This is a genomic window from Neofamilia massiliensis (genome assembly GCF_001299475.1).
Lineage (GTDB): Bacteria > Bacillota > Clostridia > Tissierellales > Peptoniphilaceae > Neofamilia > Neofamilia massiliensis.
This window is the reverse complement of sequence record NZ_CYUJ01000003.1, coordinates 60,405-80,451: the sequence shown is the minus strand read 5'-3', so window position 1 is coordinate 80,451 and position 20,047 is coordinate 60,405. Positions and strand designations below refer to the sequence as shown.

The 20,047-nt window shown below is 32.3% G+C and carries 18 protein-coding genes and 1 tRNA gene; 17 read left to right on the top strand and 2 right to left on the bottom strand.

What is annotated here, in order from left to right; translation table 11 throughout:
- The first annotated feature begins 22 nt into the window (after positions 1–22).
- The 12 genes from BN2667_RS04940 (at position 23) to BN2667_RS04885 (ending at position 11,905) form a co-directional block, all read left to right on the top strand.
- Positions 23–703, top strand: a complete 681-nt coding sequence (locus BN2667_RS04940; protein WP_054252238.1) for an ABC transporter ATP-binding protein — start codon at positions 23–25, stop codon at positions 701–703.
- Positions 696–3,131: an ABC transporter permease gene (locus BN2667_RS04935; protein ID WP_054252237.1), complete on the top strand. Its 2,436-nt coding sequence runs from the start codon at positions 696–698 to the stop codon at positions 3,129–3,131. The genes BN2667_RS04940 and BN2667_RS04935 overlap by 8 nt, the downstream gene beginning before the upstream one ends.
- 540 nt (positions 3,132–3,671) lie before the next feature.
- Positions 3,672–4,148: a GNAT family N-acetyltransferase gene (locus BN2667_RS04925; protein WP_054252235.1), complete on the top strand. Its 477-nt coding sequence runs from the start codon at positions 3,672–3,674 to the stop codon at positions 4,146–4,148.
- Between the two features lie 48 nt (positions 4,149–4,196).
- Positions 4,197–4,286 (top strand): hypothetical protein, encoded by a 90-nt coding sequence (locus BN2667_RS09570; RefSeq protein WP_341436272.1) that lies wholly within the window; start codon positions 4,197–4,199, stop codon positions 4,284–4,286.
- A 36-nt stretch (positions 4,287–4,322) separates the two neighbouring features.
- Positions 4,323–4,532 carry a PhnA domain-containing protein gene (locus BN2667_RS09565; protein WP_341436725.1) on the top strand — a complete coding sequence of 70 codons (210 nt, stop codon included), beginning with the start codon at positions 4,323–4,325 and terminating at the stop codon, positions 4,530–4,532.
- A gap of 117 nt (positions 4,533–4,649) precedes the next feature.
- Entirely contained in the window at positions 4,650–5,498 is an 849-nt protein-coding gene (locus tag BN2667_RS04915) for a MerR family transcriptional regulator (protein WP_054252234.1), read from the top strand.
- A gap of 117 nt (positions 5,499–5,615) precedes the next feature.
- Positions 5,616–6,374, top strand: a complete 759-nt coding sequence (locus tag BN2667_RS04910; protein ID WP_054252233.1) for an EFR1 family ferrodoxin — start codon at positions 5,616–5,618, stop codon at positions 6,372–6,374.
- Positions 6,375–6,387: 13 nt separating this feature from the next.
- Entirely contained in the window at positions 6,388–7,086 is a 699-nt protein-coding gene (locus BN2667_RS04905) for a GNAT family N-acetyltransferase (protein WP_054252232.1), read from the top strand.
- 82 nt (positions 7,087–7,168) lie between these two features.
- Positions 7,169–7,244 (top strand) — tRNA-Val (locus BN2667_RS04900).
- A 196-nt stretch (positions 7,245–7,440) separates the two neighbouring features.
- A complete protein-coding gene (locus BN2667_RS04895; protein ID WP_054252231.1) occupies positions 7,441–8,799 on the top strand; it encodes a sodium/glutamate symporter in 1,359 nt (452 codons plus the stop codon).
- Between the two features lie 18 nt (positions 8,800–8,817).
- Positions 8,818–10,212 (top strand): amidohydrolase, encoded by a 1,395-nt coding sequence (locus tag BN2667_RS04890; protein WP_054252998.1) that lies wholly within the window; start codon positions 8,818–8,820, stop codon positions 10,210–10,212.
- 166 nt (positions 10,213–10,378) lie between these two features.
- Positions 10,379–11,905, top strand: coding sequence for a phosphodiester glycosidase family protein (locus tag BN2667_RS04885; protein WP_054252230.1), 1,527 nt, complete (start codon positions 10,379–10,381; stop codon positions 11,903–11,905).
- A 56-nt stretch (positions 11,906–11,961) separates the two neighbouring features.
- On the opposite strand, the gene BN2667_RS04880 is transcribed toward BN2667_RS04885, so the two are convergent.
- Positions 11,962–14,643 (bottom strand): phosphodiester glycosidase family protein, encoded by a 2,682-nt coding sequence (locus BN2667_RS04880; RefSeq protein WP_054252229.1) that lies wholly within the window; start codon positions 14,641–14,643, stop codon positions 11,962–11,964.
- A 116-nt stretch (positions 14,644–14,759) separates the two neighbouring features.
- On the opposite strand from BN2667_RS04880, the gene tsaE reads away from it, so the two are divergent.
- Genes tsaE through tsaD form a run of 4 tightly spaced genes read left to right on the top strand, consistent with a single transcriptional unit; the run spans position 14,760 to position 17,335 of the window.
- On the top strand, positions 14,760–15,212 hold the full coding sequence (tsaE, locus tag BN2667_RS04875; protein WP_054252228.1) for a tRNA (adenosine(37)-N6)-threonylcarbamoyltransferase complex ATPase subunit type 1 TsaE: 453 nt from the start codon (positions 14,760–14,762) through the stop codon (positions 15,210–15,212).
- On the top strand, positions 15,212–15,898 hold the full coding sequence (tsaB, locus tag BN2667_RS04870) for a tRNA (adenosine(37)-N6)-threonylcarbamoyltransferase complex dimerization subunit type 1 TsaB (protein WP_054252227.1): 687 nt from the start codon (positions 15,212–15,214) through the stop codon (positions 15,896–15,898). The genes tsaE and tsaB overlap by 1 nt, the downstream gene beginning before the upstream one ends.
- Positions 15,885–16,343, top strand: a complete 459-nt coding sequence (gene rimI / locus BN2667_RS04865) for a ribosomal protein S18-alanine N-acetyltransferase (RefSeq protein WP_054252226.1) — start codon at positions 15,885–15,887, stop codon at positions 16,341–16,343. Before tsaB ends, rimI begins: the two co-directional genes overlap by 14 nt.
- Positions 16,340–17,335 carry a tRNA (adenosine(37)-N6)-threonylcarbamoyltransferase complex transferase subunit TsaD gene (gene tsaD, locus BN2667_RS04860; RefSeq protein ID WP_054252225.1) on the top strand — a complete coding sequence of 332 codons (996 nt, stop codon included), beginning with the start codon at positions 16,340–16,342 and terminating at the stop codon, positions 17,333–17,335. Before rimI ends, tsaD begins: the two co-directional genes overlap by 4 nt.
- 42 nt (positions 17,336–17,377) lie before the next feature.
- Here the strand turns inward: tsaD and BN2667_RS04855 are convergent, their stop codons facing one another.
- The gene (locus BN2667_RS04855; RefSeq protein ID WP_054252224.1) at positions 17,378–19,282 is read right to left on the bottom strand and encodes an ABC-F family ATP-binding cassette domain-containing protein; all 1,905 of its coding nucleotides are present in this window, start codon (positions 19,280–19,282) and stop codon (positions 17,378–17,380) included.
- A 133-nt stretch (positions 19,283–19,415) separates the two neighbouring features.
- Here BN2667_RS04855 and BN2667_RS04850 point away from each other — a divergent pair, with 133 nt between their 5' ends.
- Complete coding sequence (locus BN2667_RS04850) at positions 19,416–20,042, top strand: redox-sensing transcriptional repressor Rex (protein ID WP_054252223.1); 627 nt, start codon at positions 19,416–19,418, stop codon at positions 20,040–20,042.
- Positions 20,043–20,047: the final 5 nt, after the last annotated feature.

The following is a 20,047-nucleotide window of genomic DNA, read 5'->3' as shown; positions in this document are numbered from 1 at the left end:
ACATAAGAAAAAGGAGGCAGTTATGGAAATATTAAAAGTAGAAAATTTAAGAAAAGAATACGGCGAGGGTAATTCTAATGTCATAGCCTTAGACGGTGTTAACCTTACAATAGAAAGAGGAGAATTTGTCGCTATTGTTGGACCAAGTGGGTCTGGTAAATCAACGCTCCTACATATCATAGGAGGAGTAGATAGTCCAGATGATGGCAAAGTTTATATAGATGGTAACGACATCTCAAATTATTCTTCAAAGGAATTAGCCTACTTTAGAAGAAGAAAAGTCGGACTGATTTACCAGTTTTATAATTTGATTCCCAACTTAACGGTTCGTCACAATATAGAACTTCCATTAAAACTAGATAAAAGAAAAATAAATCAAGATGAATTTTCAGATATAGTAAACAAACTGGGTATAGAAAGTAAACTTGACTCTTTTCCAAGTGAATTATCAGGAGGTCAGCAGCAGAGAGTTGCCATAGCCAGAAGTCTTATCTACAATCCATCTATCATATTGGCAGATGAACCGACTGGAAACTTGGATAGAAAAAATTCTAAGGAAATAATTGAAATTTTTAAATATTTTAACAAAACTTTAAAACAGACGATTATCCTAATCACCCATGACGAAGAAATAGCCTTACAAGCACATCGTATCATTACAATAGTGGATGGAAAAATTGTAGGAGATGAAAGAAATGAATAAGAAGAATTTTCCTATTTTTATTTCACTATTAATCGTAAGTTTATTTTTTACTGTGGTATTTTATTATGGTTATATAAACAGACAAGCCAACTATGGTTATGCCATGTCAAATAATTTTTATCATGCTGAGATTAAGGATGAGTTATCAAATGATGAAGTAGAAAAACTAAGGTCTATTGAAGATATCAAATTAATTGGAAAAATGTCCAATGACCCTGATAATGCTAAATATAATAATGATTTACTTGTCATTAATTATCAGGATGAAGCAATAAATAAAATGAGAGAGTATTCAAGACTTCAAAAAGGTAGATTTGCAGAAAATGAAAATGAAATTGTTCTATCAGAAAGCTTCATAAATGAAAATAGCATTAATTTAGGTGATGAAATAAAACTTGAAATAGGTAAAAGGTTTATAGATGGGGAAGAAATAGGACCTACTAGTGCAAATACTGATAAGGAAAAATTTAAAAAAGTTTCCACTAAATCTTTTACTGTAGTAGGAGTTTATGGGGACGTTTATAACAAATATAGTAAACTAAACTTTGCTTTAGGATTACAAGAAAAGATGTCATCCTTTAAAACATATGTGAAGTTTGATTCATTTGAAAAAACTTATAAAAATAAAGAAAATATTCAGGAAGATATAAATAATAAGCTTGGTAGGGATGTAGAGCTAGAATTTTCTGATGGATTAATATATTATTATGGTGTCGAAAATGATCCTTTACAAAAAATTATGAGTAAAGCGGTTATAGTATTATCTATACTTGGATGTATAGCCGTCTTTGTATTCTTTATAAAAAATATCTTTTGGGTGTGGGGTCTTCGAAAAATTAGAGAACTGTCTATATATAAATCTATAGGGTCAACTAATGGTCAAATTTATTTGATGCTTTTAAAGGAAGGGTTAATTATATCAGCCATTCCAATAGTTTTAGGTCACATAGCTGGTTTTTCTTTTATATATTATCTGTATAGAAATTTACAAAAAGGTGAGGGAGTAAGTGCCTTTGAAGTAGTAAGATTTAATCCATTATTAAGTTTAGCCATACTATTTGTTTCTTTTATAATTGTTGCTTTGGCTATAAAATCTCCTGCAAAAAAGATTTCGAAAATAAATATAATAGATGGTATTAGAGGAAATATAGATTTTTCCAAGTATCAGAAAAAGAAGAAACAGAACTTATGGCAAGAACTAAGAATTAACAACTTAGCTTCAATAAAATCACAAAGGTATATTTCAGCTATTGGAATTCTAATCATCTCAGTATTTGTAATTGTAATAGGAATTGGAAATTATCTTAGAGACTATTCGTATTATGATAATGGATATAACTTTTCTGTAGATTATTATAGTGATAAGGATGAAGTGCCATCGGTACTAAAAGAAATTGATGAGAAAACTCCTAATGAAAAATCCTATATTTCTAAACAAAAATATGTAACAGTTGAAAATAATAAAGATTTTTCAAAAGAAGCTAGGAATGCAGGATTAGATAAAGAGGCTGAAAAAAACATTGAAAAATATAATGCGGAAGGAATGGATGGATTTTTGATAGCCTTAGAAGATGATGATTTAAAAGAGCTTGGAGGAAATAAGGGAGAATTTCTACTTTATAATATGATCCAAGAAGATTCTTCCATACCTATATCTAAAGCAAAGAAAATTCCATATTTTGAAAATCCAACAAGTCTTGATATAAGTATTGGAGATGATTATCAAAAAAATATTAAGATTTCAAAGTCAATAAGAGACTTGGGAAAATTTAATTCCAAAACCATGCCTTTCGATGTGAAAATCTACACCGACTTTGATACATTTTTCAGTCTAATGAAAGAAGCAGGCGATGAAAAATATAAAAACTATCCTTATACTTTGAATATGAAAATAAAAGATTCTAAAGCAGAAGATGCACAAGATTATGCGGAAGCATTAATTAGGGAACAAATTTTACCTGAAGATAGATTTAACATTATTATTGGTAATGAGATAGAAGAAAAAGAGTTTAAAAGCTTACAAAGTTTTATGAAAATTGTGGTAAGTATTGGATTAATAATCTTTGTATTAAATATAACAAACGGATATTCATTCATTAATTTAAGCTTGATGAGTAGAAGAAAAGAAATAGGAAGCTTTTATTCTTGTGGAATGGATTTGGATGAACTCAAAAGGGTTTATGAAAAAGAATATTTAAATGAACAGATAAAATCATTGCTTATAGTTATATTAACTAGTATAGGTGTAATGTTTATAATTTCTATATTCTCATCAAGATTGACTTTTTTAAATCTCGTAAGATACTATGACTATAAATTATTTATAGCATTTTCGTTAGTAGTCTACGGAATAAATGTGCTAATTTATCATTTATCTTTAAAAAGAATTCTAGACAGATCAACTATTGATTTAATTCGAACAATATAATTTCAAAGAAAGAGAAGTATATGAAGAAAAATATCAGTAAAAAATTTTTTTTACTTGGACTCACGATTTTTATGATTTCTTACCTACTGCCAATAGACATCTTTGAAAGCTATACAAGTCTAAGACCAACTGGACTCACATTAATGTTTGTCTGCCCAATTATTGGACTAATAGGTTTAATATTCGAGGTAAAGGAAAAGGACAGATTATTTATAGTGTTGAATATTATGTTAATCTTATTACTGCCTATAGCCATTTTTATAGGTCATCTAATATAAGTAATGCGACAAAAACAAGAAAATAATAATCTAAACAGCTCTTTTATGAGCTGTTTTTTCTGTGCTTAAAAATGATATAATAGATTATAAGATGAATACTAATTAGACATATTCCCACATACGAGGCTTCCTTAAAATATTAAATTTTATTCATACTGACCGTTCAAGCCATGTGGAAATTATTTCTTATTTGACAAAAAATAAGGACTTTAAAGTTTGAAAATAAAAAATTAATTATATTAAATTGATTTGTGAGGTTTCTATGTTTATAAGAAGATTTCTCCCTAGAGATGGGGAAGCAGTTGCATCTATGGTTGCTAAAACTCTTAGGGAAGTTAGCAGTAAAGATTATGATAATGAATATATTGAAGATTTAATTTCAAGATGGCCAGCTCAGTATTTTATTAAAAGCAGCCAGGTCAATCATTTTTATGTTTTAGTTGATAATGATGAAATTGTCGGCTGCGGGGCAATTGGTCCTTATATGGATAGGTCGGACGAAAGTATTTTGCTTTCAATTTTTGTCCATCCTTCTTATCAAGGTAGAGGGCTTGGGAAAAAGATCCTTGAAACTTTAGAAGCTGACGAATATTTTTTAAGGTCAAGACGAATTGAACTGCCGGCATCACTAACAGCTGAAAATTTCTATTTAAAAATGGGATATATTTATAAAAATGGCAAAAGAAAAATTAATAACCTCCTTCTTGTTGAAATGGAAAAGGTCTTAGTAGAAAAATAAATTTTTTATATGTTAGAATATATATATAAATACTTTTAGGAGGAAAATATGTCATTACCTAAATGCCCTAAGTGTGGCGAGACATACACTTATCAAGGAGGTCATCTTTATATTTGTCCTATGTGCTTTCACGAGTGAACTGACAAGAGCCAAAGAGAAGCAGAAGAGGCAGAAATTATTAGAAACTCTAACGGCAATATCCTTGAAAACGGTGATGATGTTATTGTAATTCGCGACCTAAAGTTAGGCAAGGATATAATTAAACAAGGAACCAAGGCCAAGAACATTCAAATTTTAGATGAAGAATATAACGGCCATAACATCCAAGGCAGAGTTGATGGCTTTGGAGTGGTTTATTTAAAATCATCAGTAGTAAAGAAATAAAATTAGCTTGGGTATTTTTATATCCAAGTTTTTTTGTTTAGAAATTTTTTAAAGATAAAATTTTCCTTGACCTGGCCCCTGGGTCCAGGCTTATCCTTTAATTAAGGAGGGATGAAAATGCTAAGAAGTGAAGTTGAAGAAAAAACTGGTCTAAGTAGAAAGGCTATTGAGTACTACGAAGATAAGGGCTTAATTGATCCACAAAGACTTGAAAATGGTTATAGAGATTATAGCATTGAAGATGTAAAGCTTTTAAAAAAGATTTCTCTTTTAACAAAACTTGGTCTAAGCCTTGCAGAGATTAAAGATATTCTATTAAATAAGACGTCCTCTCTGTCTTCAGTTTTAAGAAAAAAAGAATATGTCTTAGAAGTTGAAGAAAAGAAAAAAGAGATTTTAAATCTTTTTCTAAAGGGAGCAGACCAAGCTTTAATTGAAGAGAGGGTAAAGGCCCTTGAAGGTCAAAAGACTCTTTATGAAAGGCTGACAGATATTTTTCCTGGTTACTTTGGTCAAATGTTATTTTCTTCTTATAAGCCATTTTTAAATGCGCCCTTAGAGGCTGAGGGAGAAATTTATTTTAAAGAATTTGTGGATTATTTAGACAAGCTTCCAAATTTTAACTTGACTAAAGAAGAAGAGAATTATTTAGAAGAGCTCTCAAAAGAATACTCTATGGAAAGCCTTGCTGATGTTAACGAAAGAAAAATCCAGGCAGTTTATGATAGTGAAAAATGGCTAGAAGAAAACAAGGACATAATTGAAACTTATGAGGCCTACAAAAATAGTCAAGCTTATAAGAATAGCCAAATGAAAGTGATTCAAGACAAGTTAAAAGATTATATGATTAGCAACAATTATTACGAGATAGCCATTCCATTAATTAGAAAATTTTCTAAAAGCTATGATGCTTATTATGAAAAACTTTTAGCAGCCAATGAAAATTATTTGAAAAAGAAAAATTAATTTTAAATTTATTTGATCTAGGCCCTTGGGACAGACAGGATTTGTTTGTATCTTAGGGCCTTGTTTATTATAATGAAAGTGACATAAAAAAATTTATAAAAAAAAGGAAGGAGACCTATGATTTTATATTTTTCAGGAACAGAAAACAGCAAGTATCTAGCAGAAAAATTAGGAGAACTTTTAGATGATGATGCTTTAGACCTTTTTACTTATATAAAAGCAGGCAAGGAAGGAAACTTTAATTCTACCAAACCTTTTGTCCTAGTGGCGCCAACATATAGCTGGAGGTTGCCAAGATTTTTAGAAGACTTTCTATTAAAGTGCAAGTTTTCAGGCTCTGCTGACATTTATGTTCTTATGAACTATGGCGACTCTTTTGGCAATGCAGAAAGCTATCTTAAAAAAGATTTTGAAAAGCTTGGCCTAAATTTTAATGGCCTTTACGGAATAAAAATGCCAGAAAATTATCTGCTACTTTTTAATTTGGATTCAGACCAGACCAATAAAAAAATCGTAGAAGAGGCAAATTTAGAACTTGAAAAAGTTACTTCAATAATAAAGAGTGGAGAGAACTTTCCTAAAACGAAAGTTAGCTTAGCAGGTCGCCTGCAATCATCTTTAGTCAATAGTCTTTTCTATAAGTTTATTGTCAAGGACAAAAAGTTTTATGCTAGTGGTAAGTGTATTGAATGTGGTTTGTGCAGCAAAGTTTGTGTTCTAAATAATATTTCTTGTGAAAATGGAAGACCAAAGTGGCTGGGATCCTGCACCCACTGCTGTGCTTGTATAAGCAAGTGTCCTACAGGCGCTATTGAATACGGTGAGAAAACTATTGGCAAGGACAGGTACTTGTTATCAAAGTTATTAAAAAATTAAAGGATGCTATGAGATGGAAATAAAGAGATTAGATGAAGCATATCTTGAAGATATTATTGCCATAAATAAAGAAAACTTTCCCAATGACTTTTGGAAAAGGGAAGATTGGACAGAATTAATTTCTGATAAAGATTGTTTTTACTTTGCTTGCCTTTGTGAAGACAAAATTGCTGCCAATATATTTGTTTACAAAAATCCAGATGGCTATATTAAAATTATGAATATTGGAGTAAGGGAAGAATTTAGAGGCAATAACTTAGCAGCAAAACTTTTAACCTACGTTACTGATACCTTTTATGACGAAGGCTATAAGATCTTTTACGGCGAGACAAGAAAGTCAAATTTTGCCATGCAAAAGTCTTTTGAAAAAGCAGGCTATAGTTTTAGGTGTCTGGCAGAAGATATGTACGAAAATCCTAAAGAAGATGGATATAAGTATCAGTTACTAGTAGGGGACAATTACTATTTGACTAAAATTGGAAAATGCGGATTTTATTGTGGCTCTTGTCCATCATATCCTCTAGAATGCCTAGGATGTGTAAGTGGCAATAAAGGTGGAGTTTGTTATTCAAGAGATTGTGTATTAGAAAAAGAAATTGGTTTTTGCGGTCAGTGTTCAGAATTTCCTTGTGATGAAATTATTGATAATAAAAAGGCTACTGTACTAGATGAAAGCTGGTTAAGATGGAAAAGAAAAGAGAAAAATAAATAATTATTAGGTCGATGGTAGAGCTTAAAAAAATTAATCTGAGTTTGACTTTTCTTATAAATCTTGATATCATTTATCGAGATAAGGGAAGTTAGCTCAGTCGGGAGAGTGCTACGTTGACATCGTAGAGGTCGCTGGTTCGATCCCAGTACTTCCCACCAAGTTTTGCAGTTAAAGTTATTTTTACTTTGACTGCTTTTTTTATTTAGAAAAATTCTTAGGGACAGACATTAAAAAGAAAAAATTCATAATGATTTATTAAGTTGTGTATTAGATATAGGTTTAAATTATGTTTATAGCGTGAAGTAAAATACTTTGGGTAGAAGTATAATATCAAGAAAGAAAGGAGAAAGTATTATGTCAAGTGCAATGTTAGCGGATTTATTAAAAAGTTTAGGACTACTTGGACTATTTTTATTAATTGGTTTTGGACTAAGGGCTAAACTTAAATTTTTGCAAAAAACATTTATGCCAGCAAGTGTAATTGGAGGATTTTTATTATTAATTCTAGGACCAATTGGTTTTGGACTACTTAAAATCCCTGAAGAATGGATTAAAATGTGGGCATTACTTCCTGGAATTTTAATAGTTCCAGTTGTTACTGCCACACCATTAGGCTTAGATTTAGGAGGTAAGTCTAAGAAGGAACTTTTAAATATAGTTCCCCTAGTTTTAATTATGTTTGGAGTTTATTATTTACAAAATGCCATTGGCTTTATTGTAAATTTAATCTTCAATTCTAATGGTAATATGTACCCAACTTTTGGCTGGGAGTTATCAATAGGATACTCTGGAGGCCATGGGACAGCAGGTATTCTTGGTAATATGTTACAAGAACTTAACTTACCTTATTGGGAAACTGCCCAAGGTGTAGCTGTTACAACTGCTACATTTGGTATTGTTGGTGGTATATTAATAGGTATGGTTGTTATTAACTGGGCTGCTAGAAAGGGTGAAACTTCTATTCTAGAAAAACCTTCAGACATTCCTGAAGAAATGGCTCTAGGCTTCCAAAAAGATGTTTCTAAACAAGGATCATTAGGAAGAGAAACAACAAAGTCTTCATCTATTGATACTATAACCTTCCATGCTGCAATTATTTTCTTAGGTTGCTTTATTGCCTATGCCTTATTAGGCCTTGCTAAGGCAAAGAATATTCCAGGTTTTAAATCAATTTCAGTTTGGGCCTATGGTATTTTAGTAATGTTTATTATTTGGGGAATAATTAAAAAATTAAATCTTGATTTTTTAGTTGACTCAGGTGCAAAGGGAAAAATTACTGGACCATTTACTGAGTTTGCAGTTATAGCAGCTATTGCATCTCTACCAATTCAAGCTGTTTTAGAATATATAGTTCCAATTTTAGTCCTATGTATTTTAGGTTTTATCTTTACTACATTTTATTTATTGTTTATGTGCAAGAGATATTTATCAGATTATTGGCTAGAACACATGATGGCAACATTTGGAATGTCAACTGGTGTATTCTTAACAGGTTTACTTTTACTTAGAGTTTGTGACCCAGAATACAAGAGCCCAGTTATAGGTAATTATTCAATTGGTTTCTCTATATTATCAGCAGTAACCTTTGCAATAATGCCTTTGATTTTAAACACTATTTTAGCATCTGGTCCAAGTGGAGCTTTGATGTTAACAGGTGGCATTACTATTGTAGCAACAATAGGGGCCATTATAACATCTAAATTAGTAAAATAGTCAAGGAGTTTGATGCTAATGGTAAATTATGAAGAACTTGAACAAATTGCAAAAAATATTTGGGACCATCCTGAACTAAAGTTTCAAGAAACCTACTCTGCAAATATTTTAATTGAATATTTAAATGACCAAGGTTTTGAAGTTAAAGATAACTTAGCTGATATACCAACAGCTTTTTCAGCCACTTTTGGTAGCGAAGGACCTCACATAGGATTTTTAGGTGAGTTTGACGCCTTGTCAGACCTAAGCCAAGTTCCAGATAAAACTTGCAAAGAGGCTTTAGAAGAAGGTGGATCTGGTCATGGTTGTGGGCATCATCTTCTTGGAGTTGGTTCAATGGAAGCTGCAATTAGATTGAAAAATTATATTGAAGAAAATAATATTAAGGCTAGGGTATCATTTTTTGGTTGTCCAGGTGAAGAGGGTGGATCAGGCAAGGCCTTTATGGTTAAGGCTGGAGTCTTTGATGATGTAGACATTGCCCTTACTTGGCATCCGTTTAATCACAACCATGTAATGACTGGATCTTTACTAGCAAACATTCAAACTTATGTCAGCTTCAAGGGAGTTAGCTCTCACGCAGCAGGTAGTCCTCAACTAGGCAGGTCCGCTTTAGATGCCTTAGAATTAACTAATGTTGGTATTCAATTTTTAAGAGAGCACATGGATGACACAGACAGAATTCATTACTCAATAATTGATGGTGGAAGTAAGTCGCCAAATGTTGTCCAAGCTTATGCCCAAGGCCTTTATCTAGTAAGGTCTAAGGACAATGAATCAGTAATTAAACTAAACAAGAGATTGGAAGATATTGTTAAAGGAGCAGCTTTAATGTCTGGAGTTGACTATGAAATAAACTTTGACAAGGCTTGTTCAAATATTATTCCTAATGGAGTCTTAGAAGATGTGCTATACAATAACTTTTTCAAGGCTGGACCTTGTGAATATACTGAGGAAGAAATAGCCTATGCTGAAAGCTTTAAGAAAAATTTCCCAGAAGAAAACTTCAAGGGACAATTTATTCTTTCAGCAACTGACGACCCACAAAAAGAAATTGATTATATGAAAACCAGACCCTTAGATGAAAAGATTTTAGAACACAAACACAAGGACATGGTTTCTATGGGGTCATCAGATGTTGGTGATGTTTCAAATGTCGTTCCAACAGCCCAAATTTCTGTTGCCTGTTATGCAATGGGAACTAATGGCCACTCTTGGGAACAAGTTGCCCAAGGCAAGTCTTCAGTTGCAATGAAGGGAATGCACAAGGCAGGAGAAGTTTTATATCTATCTGCAGTTGACCTACTTGAAAATCCAGAGCTAATAGAAAAAGCCAAGGAAGAATTTTTAAGTAGAACCAAGGGAAAGTTTGTAAGTCCAATTCCAGATGGGAAAAAACCAAATATTGTATAAAAATTAATTCAAATCTGTCAGAGTTAATTCCTTTGGCAGATTTTTTATTTTTAAATAATTAGCTAGATTGATTAAAGTATAAATAAAAAATTTTTGAGAAGAGGACTAGGGAAAAATAAATAATATTATGTTATAATGTAGATAAATAAATATTTTGGAGGTAGGCATGAAAAAGTCAAATGTAATTTTTATTATTCTGCTAGCTTTACTTATTTTAATCCCAAGCGAAGCCTATGCTAGGGAAGTTCCAGCAAGTAAAACTAGCCAGTCTATGACCTTAGACGGCAAGGCAGTTGATGCCAATGCATATTTAATTGAAGACAACAACTATTTTAAACTAAGAGACATTGCAGCCTTGTTAAAGGACACTGAGGCAAAATTTAATGTCTATTATGACAAAGATGCAAACTCAGTTGTAATTGAAAATAATAAGACTTATAAAGTTTTAGACACAGACCTTGTTCCTATTACAGTTCAAAAGGCCAAGGCAATAACAAGTTTGCAAAAAATTATTTTAGACGGACAAGTTTTGGACCTAACAGTTTATTCAATTAATGACAACAATTACTTTAAGCTAAGAGACCTAGCAAAAGCTTTAAAATTTGGTGTAGACTACAATGCAGAAAAAGAAGAAATTGTCGTTTTATCAAATGAAGACTACAAAGAAGTTGAAGAAGTTGAAGAAGTTGAAGTTAAAGCAAAGAAAGAGCCAGAAGAGGTTTCTACTAGCAAGGGCACAATAACTTATTCTAATGAAAAAGTGCTAGGCCTTAATCTAAATATATTGACTATACCAAACACTGACAATATTGACTTTAAAGTTGTTAGAGGAAAGGACAGTATAAGCGGCACAGAAGCTTTTTCATCTTTAATTGGAAGATTTAATCCAAAGGCAGCTGTTAATGGAAACTTTTTTGATGCCTATAAGACAATGGTTCCTTATGGCTCAATTATTTCTAACTATGAGCTATTAAAATTAATAGGTAATGACCCAGGCTTTTATGTAACAGAATCAGGTAAAAGAGGAGTTGTAGATTCTGCAATGACTATTAGCGCGACTACATCAGCAGGCAAGTCTTTCTCAATTTGGTACAAAAATACTCCAGCAAATGATTCAACAGGAATTTATGAGTTCTCTCCTTATTACGGGGAAGCTGTAAATGTAAAAGGCGGCCACGCTGTTATTGTTAAAAACAACCAAATTACAGCAGTTGAAAAAGTTGATGGCAAGGTTCTTATTCCAAGTGATGGATATATTATTTATCTAGGACCAGATGCAGTTGATGAAACTTATATAAGTAATATGTTCCAACCTGGCCTTAGTATTTCAAAAGAACTTTCTTTTAAGGCTCCTGAGTTAAAGGGAGAAAGAGTGAAAGAAATGGTTTGTGCAGGGCCAATACTTTTAAAGGATGGGGTAGACGTCTCTGCTGCCAACAAAGGCGGCTACGAAGGAAAAATTTCTAATCAAAATGCTCAAAGATCAGCAATTGGAGTTACTAAAGACGGCACAGTAAAAATCGTAACTACCAAGGCAACAACAGCAAATCTTGCTAAGGTTATGAAGGCTATAGGTTGCGAATCTGCTACAAACTTAGACGGTGGAGCATCATCAGCCCTTTACTTTAATGGAAAAACTCTTACAAATCCAGGCAGAAAATTATCTACACTTTTATTGATTTACGAAAACTAAATCTTTAAATAAAAAAACTGCAAGGAAGACTACTTTGTCTCCTTGCAGTATTTGTTTTAAAATCTTTTTAATACATAGGCCATGTTGGTGTCTGTAATAAAAATATCTAAACTTGCTGGATCAGATGGATTTATTGTTACTTTTCTATAACCACTTTCCAGACTTACTCTAGTTGATGATCCAGGAAGGATTATAAAAATATTTTTTCCTGCCTTTAGACCTTGGTCAATTTTTTCAAAGAAATATTCTTTTTCCTTGGCACCAGAAAGATTTTCTGGGTCAATATTCATAGTTATTAGAATATTTTTTACGCTGTCATCTGCTACTAAATTTTTAAAGGCTATAAGTTGGTCTGCGTTTTTAGAGCGAAGGCCATTTTTATTGGCCTCTAAGTTTATTAAAGCCATATTTTTAAATTTCTTAATATCATAAGCATCTTTGTTTTCACTAGTAAAAGTTGACTTTACTGGAATTAGATTTCCGTCTTTATAACAGAAGGATTGATCTCTATTTTGTAAATGACTGGAAATATCTCCGTTATTAGTTGATCCAATTGAAAGCCTAGTTGGACTTCCTTCATTAATTTCATAAATCTTTAAGTCAATTAACTTTGAAGATTCTTTTGCTGCTTCCCAATTTAATTCTGGTTTTATTAAAGCTTTTAAATCAGAAAACTTTAGGCTAGACTGGATAACTTTGTTATCTTTTAGGCTTACTTGAAGTCTTTGCAAATAAATATTTCCACTTAAGCCCTTAGGTAGATTTGCTTCTACATATTTCCAATCTTCAAAAGAAATTTTGCTAACAATATCTGCAGTTTTGCTTACACCATTGTCGTCCACAAAAACTCCTTGTAACTTTGCACCCTTGCCGTCGCCTTTAATCAAAAGTCCTAGACCTGATGCAGATCCTAAAGAAATTTTTTCATTAAAGTTTATGCCAGCAACTTGGATATCTTTGTGGTTGGCAAAATTATAATTTAATGCTAGGGAAGGAAGGTCGTTTTTTCCTTCTTGGTCTAAGGCTATGGATCCAGAAATTATTCCCTTATCATCAATTGATTGGTAAAATGATTTTCCATCTATGTTAGAGAAAGTATCTATAGATATTTTTTCGGATGATACAGTTACTGGAATAATTCTCTTTACGCCATTGTAATTAGCTGTAATTATTCCTGAGCCAAGGCCTTCAGCTTTTGCTATAAATTTATTGCCTTCTATTGTGCCAATTTCTGGACTGGCTTCGAAGGTAACCATTGATGCTGGAATTTTTTTCTTATAGCCCATGTCGTCAAGACCGTAAATTGTTTCGAATATGTGTGTCTTTCCATTTTCAATTTGTAGATAATCTACATCTAAGGAAAATTCTTTTAGGCCAGAGTGGAAGAAGACATCAGCTGAAGCATTAAGGTTCTTGTAAGTTGCTTTTATTTTTCCAAAACCTTTTTGGTTTACAGTAATATTGTTTCCATTAAAAGAGCCATTGTCTGAAGATAATACTATTTCAGCTGGATCAACTGGAAGTCTATTGTGATTTTTGTCAAAAACTTTTACTTCTACTGGATAAGAAAATCCAGCAAACATATTTTTCTGAGATGGACTTACTGTAAGATAACTTGCTTCTTCTATTGGTGCCTTTGACTTAATGCCAACTCCTGATACGATTTTTCTCTCTTGGCCATCTGATGGGGTGTTTTTTATAGTAACAGCATTGTCTCCAGAATATTTTATTCCCATTGTTGTTGATCCACCACCGTCAAGATTTATAGAATTAAAAACTCCTATGGACCTTAAAAATTCTGCAAATTCTTTTTCTCCCATGCCTATAGAAGAATTATTTCTACCATCAACAGTTACTAAATATATAATTTTATTATTTTTATCTGTACCAATAGCAGTTCTTGGAGCCCTTCCATTAGAAAGTTTTTCTGCAACTTGACCATTTTTAATTAAGACATTTCCTCCGCCAATGGCAAATTTTAAATTTTTATAAGACCCGTAGTCAATATTAACTTGGTCGCCAACATTAAATTTATTTAAAGAATCTCCAACTTGGGTGAGAACAATAGTTCCAGGAAGAATATCAAAAGGATTGCCGCCAACTCTTTTTTCGATAATTGTTCCATTTGCTATTAATAGTTCAACATTTTTTGCACCAAGATTTTTTCCTAGAGAAGTAGGTCCCCAGTTTTGATCTAAAATTGTAAGAATTTTATAAGGTCTTGCAAGTTTATTAAGAGCGTGAACTTCAAAGACCTGGTTGTTAATTGCAACTTTAATGTCATTAGTTAAAGGTCCAACTCCAGCCTTTCCTTCCTTGTTTATATAAAAAGAATTTCTAGAAAAGGCTGCTTCGGGTGTTGAAAGAATTGGATTTCCGTCATTTACTAAAGACCCTAGGGCCATAGGATATTTTGTAACTTCAAAAAAGTCTCCATTTATTCCAGCAACAGCTTCACTTGTTTCTATCATTTTTGTTAGGACTTCTCTTTTAGAAACTCCTTCTTTGGCAAACAGGGGTATTAGTGACGAATAAGGATTAGATGCATCAAGTTTTAGTACATCAATATCAATAAATCCCTTGTCAGTAAAGCGGTCGATTTTAACGTGTTCAACTCCGCTAGCTATGTCCATTCTCTCTTTTCTATCTTCAATTACTTTTGCCGATGTCTTTGTACTCTTTAATAAAAAGGCACAAGCTGCCAAGAGGCAAAAGGCTTTTTTTATATTTTTGTTCATATTAACCTCCAATATATTAATTATAGGCCAAAGTGTTGATTTAGTTGGTTACAGCCTTGTTACATTTGAACTTTGAAATTATGAAAGTTTATATTATAATAACAAATGAGGTAGATATGAAAACACTAATAATTAATTCCTTGGACGAAATGAAAACCTTAGGCCTTAAAATCGGAAAGAAACTAAAAGGCGGCGAAACTCTTTGCTTGTCTGGAGACCTAGGCGCTGGCAAAACTCATTTGACCAAGTTTATTGGCCAGGGGATGGGCATAGAAGACTATATAACTAGCCCAAGTTTTGCAATTTTAAATATTTATTATGGAAAAATAAATTTAAATCACTTTGATTCTTACAGACTTGAAGGCGATATTGACTTTGATGACCTAGGCTTTGATGATTATTTATTTTCAAATGATGTCAACATAGTCGAGTGGCCAGAAAAAATGGAAAATATTTTGCCTAAGGATAGACTGACAATAAAAATAGAAAAAACTTCTGACACAGGAAGAAAACTTATTTTTACTACAAATAATGAAGACAAGTACAAGCACATTTTGGAGATATTATAATGAGAATTTTAGGAATAGATACATCAACAAGGACTATGTCCATTGGCCTAATTGAAGATGATAAAATTTTAGGAGAAATAAATTTTTTCTCTAATATGGACCATTCAGAAAGACTTATTGCCAATATTTCTTTCTTATTAAGTTCAAACAATCTAACAATTAAAGACTTAGATTTAATAGGAGTGGCAGTTGGACCAGGGTCTTTTACTGGAATTAGAATTGGCCTTGCTACAGTTATGGGCCTATGCGAATTTTCAAACATTCCAGTGGTGCCAGTTTCATCTTTAGAAGTCTTAGCTAGAAATTTTTCTTCATCAGAATATGTTGCTCTTGCAGTTGATGCAAAAAGAGACAGGGTCTACGGAGGAATTTATTCTTATAAAAATGGCCAGGCAGAAAAAATTGTTGAAGACCTCTATGATATTTCTGAGTTTTTAGATCTGGCATCTGCTTATGACAAAATAGTTTTAGCTGGAGATATAAACGACCAAATTAAAGAAAGGACAACACATGACTTTGTCTATGGTCATGATTCAAATTTAATTAACAGAGGGTCCAACCTTTGTTTTATAGCCAAGAGAGACTTTGAAAAGGGTCTAGCTCTTAGTCATAAGGCCCTGAAGGCAAATTATATGACAAGGTCCCAGGCCCAAATAGATTTTGAAAAGAAAAATGAAGGCAAGTGATTATAAAATTAGAAAGGCAAAGTTTTCTGACCTGCCAGCTATATATGAAATAGAAAAAAGACAGGAAGATGCTTGGACTTATAAAATTTTAGCAGACGACTTTTTAGCAAACCAGTTTAGCCTTTACCTAGTTGCAGAAGATAGGGAGAAGATTATTGGCTTTGTTGTTCTAATGGACATAGCTGGAGAAATTCATATTAATAACATTGCCGTCAAAGAAGACTATAGGAGACAGGGCCTAGGTGAAAAATTACTTACTTATGGAATGAACTCTTATAATAAAGAAAATCTTTTTGGCTACACTCTTGAAGTTAGAGAAGATAATGTTCAGGCCATAGGCCTTTATGAAAAACTTGGATTTGTTAAGCTTGGAATGAGAAAAAATTATTATAGAAACAATAAAAATGCTTTAATAATGTGGAAATTTTTAAAGGAGAACCAATGATAGTTTTAGGAATAGAATCATCTTGTGATGAAACTGCATCTGCCATAGTCAAAGACGGCAGGCAAATTTGTTCAAATATTATTTCATCTCAAATTGATATTCACAAAAAGTATGGAGGAGTAGTTCCTGAAGTTGCTTCAAGAAAACATATAGAAATGATTTCTTTTGTAGTTGAAGAGGCTTTAAAGGAGGCTAAAATAGATATTTCAGATGTAGACTTAGTTGCTGCAACTAGGGGACCAGGTTTAATTGGATCGCTTTTAGTAGGCCTATCTTATGCCAAAGCCTTGGCCTTTGCTAACGACATTGATTTTGTTGGAGTAAACCACATGGAAGGCCATATAGCAGCAAATTATTTAGATTCAGATTTAAAACCGCCATTTCTATCTTTAGTTGTTTCTGGTGGCCACACATATTTAATTCATGTAAAGGACTACACATCTTATGATGTCATTGGAAGAACTAGAGATGACGCAGCGGGAGAAGCCTATGACAAAATTGCCAGAACTCTTGGCCTAGGTTATCCAGGTGGACCAAAAATCGATAAGCTTGCAAAACTAGGTCATGCAAACATTGAACTTCCAAGAGTAATGCTCAAGGAAGACCACTACGATTTTTCTTTTTCTGGTTTAAAGACAGCAGTTTTAAATTATATTAATTCCCAACAAATGAAGGGAGAAGAAATTGTTGCTGAGGATTTAGCTAGGTCTTTTCAAGATGCAGTTTTAGATGTCCTAGTTGGAAAGACAATGAGGCTAGCAAGAGAGCTAGACATAAAAACAATTGCCGTTTCAGGTGGAGTCTCTGCCAATGATGGACTAAGAAATAGATTTGCAGACCTTGAAAGGAAAGAGGGAATAAAAACTTATTTTCCATCAAAGATCTTATCAACAGACAATGCAGCTATGATTGCAGCAGCAGGCTTTAATCAATACAAGAGCCAAGGACCAAGTGATTTTTCTATAAAGGCCATTGCAAACTTAGGCTTATAAATTTAAGACAAGAAAAAAGTGACTTTTCGCAAGTCACTTTTTTTAATTTTCTGCATATTCCATCCATTTATCATAAGTTTCTTCTAGGGTCTTTGTTAGCTCGTCTCTTTTTTGGCTTAGGGCTAGGATATTTTCATAGTCAGCTGCCACTTCAGGTTTTGCAAGCTCTAAATCAATATTTTCAATTTGTCTTTCTATAGATTCAATTTCATTTTCTAGGCCTTGAATTTTTTTTCTTTGCTTTTGTCTTTGGTTAATTTTTTTTCGCTCTTCTTTTTGCAAGGCCTTTTTCTGAGTTTGGGTCATTTCTTCTTTGTCAGAATCTTCGATTTCTAGGCTAAGTTTCTTTTCTATATAATAAGAATAGTTGCCTAGGTATTCATCAATGCCATCATTTTTCATTTCCCAAACCTTGTTGGCAAAGTTATTAAAAAAATACCTATCGTGAGAAATTGCAATTACTGTGCCTTCATAATTTTTTAGAGCGTCTTCTAAAATTTCTTTTGAATCAATGTCCAAGTGGTTAGTCGGCTCGTCCATTAAAAGGACATTTGAATCAGATAACATTAATTTTAAAAGAGATACTCTGGCTTTTTCACCACCAGATAGATCTTCTATCACTTTAAAAACATCGTCTCCAATAAACATCATCTTGGCTAGATAAGACCTAATTTCAAAATGAGTCAAACTTGGATAGGAGTTCCAAATTTCATCTATAATTGTATTAGTAGAAGTCAGGTGGTCCATTTCTTGGTCAAAATATCCTATGAAAACATCTGTACCAATTTTTAATTCTCCAGCCGAAAGGTTAGTCTCTCCCATAATAATTTTAAAAAGGGTAGACTTGCCAACTCCATTTTCTCCAACAATACCAATCCTATCTCCATTAAAGACCTTAAAATTTATATTAGAAAAAATTTTTCTGTCTCCATAAGTTTTCGAAAGATCTTCTCCAATAAAAATATCATTTCCTGCTTTAATATTAGTTTGAAATTTAATTCTAGCTGTGTTTTTTAAATAAAGAGGATCGACAGGTTCTAGAGATTCTAATCTTTTTAATCTGGACTTTCCTTGTTTAATGGCTTTGGCACCAGCACCGTGCAAGAATCTTTCGACGATTTTACTTTCTCTGGCAAACTCTCTTTGCTGGTTTTCGTATTGTTTTTTTCTAACTTCAAGTTCTTTTTTTCTAATTTTTTGAAAGTTAGTGTAAGATCCCTTATAAGTTGTCAGCTTGTGATTTTCTAGTAAAAATATTTTATTTACTACATTGTCTAGGAAAAACCTATCGTGAGATACGACAATAAAAGATCCCTTGTAGTCTCTTAAAAATGCTTCTAGCCAGGCAATTGATTTAATATCAAGATGGTTGGTAGGCTCGTCTAAAAACATAAAGTCAGGATTTGAGAGTAAAAGTTTTGCTAAATTAATTCTAGACTTTTGTCCACCAGAAAGATTATTTACGACCTTTGACAAGTCTTCGTCAGCAAAACCTAAACCTTTAAGAACACCTTTTATTCTAGAATCAACTTCTTGGCCTTTTAAATTATTAAATCTTTCGAGAAGCTTTAAATGGTCGTTTAAAAGTCTGTCTAAATCTTCACTAGCCTCAGTAAACTTAGAAATTTCTCCTTCGATTTCCCTTATTTTGTCTTCAAGATCAAAGACCTCATCGAAGATTGTTAAGCACTCATCGTAAATAGATTTGTCTGAAGAAATTTTTGTGTACTGTTTTAAATATTTTGGATGGGCATCTTTTTGATAAAAAATTTCGCCACTATCATAAGAAAGATCGCCTGCTAAAATATTTAATAGAGTTGTTTTTCCTGACCCATTTTGCCCAATTAGTCCGATTTTATCTCTTTCTTCTACATGAAAATTTATATCAGTTAGTATTGGATTTATTATAAATTCTTTATTTAGATTTTTAACACTAAGTATTGCCATCTTTACCTCCTCATACATTTTACAATATTTCGTACTTAAGTAAAAGTCCTTAGATAGATAAAAATTTGACTTAGCAAGTTCAATCATATAAAATATCTTATAGTTATATTAATTTAAAAGAGGGAGTAATAAAATGGCAGACAAAAGAATTTCAATAGCAGTTATTAGAAGACTACCAAAATATTACAGGTACTTAGAAGAATTAGAATCCCAAGGCGTTAAAGGTGTTTCTTCACAAGAACTAAGTGAACTTACAGGATTTACAGCTTCACAAATTAGACAAGACTTTAATAACTTTGGTGGTTTTGGCCAACAAGGTTTTGGTTATAATGTAAAAAGTTTAAAACAAGCAATTAGTGACATTCTAGCTCACGACCAAGTTAAAAATGCAGTTATGGTTGGAGCTGGAAATTTAGGAAAAACTATAGCCAAATACAGCGGATTTAAAGATTGTGGCCTAAACTTAATTGGAATCTTTGATAGAAATCCAAACAACATTGGCCAAGAACTTGATGGCATACAAATTCAAGATGTAAAAAAAATTGAAGGCTTTTTAGAAAAGAAAAAAGTAGACATAGGAATAATTGTTGTAGACAAAGAGTCAGCTCAAGATATTTGCGATATTCTTGTTAAGCATGGACTAAAGGGAATTTGGAACTTTGCTCCAATTGATTTAGATGTTGAAGATGATGTTTATGTAGAAAATGTAAGTTTTACAGAAAGTCTCTTAGTGCTATCATATTTCTTAAATAACAAATAAGAAAA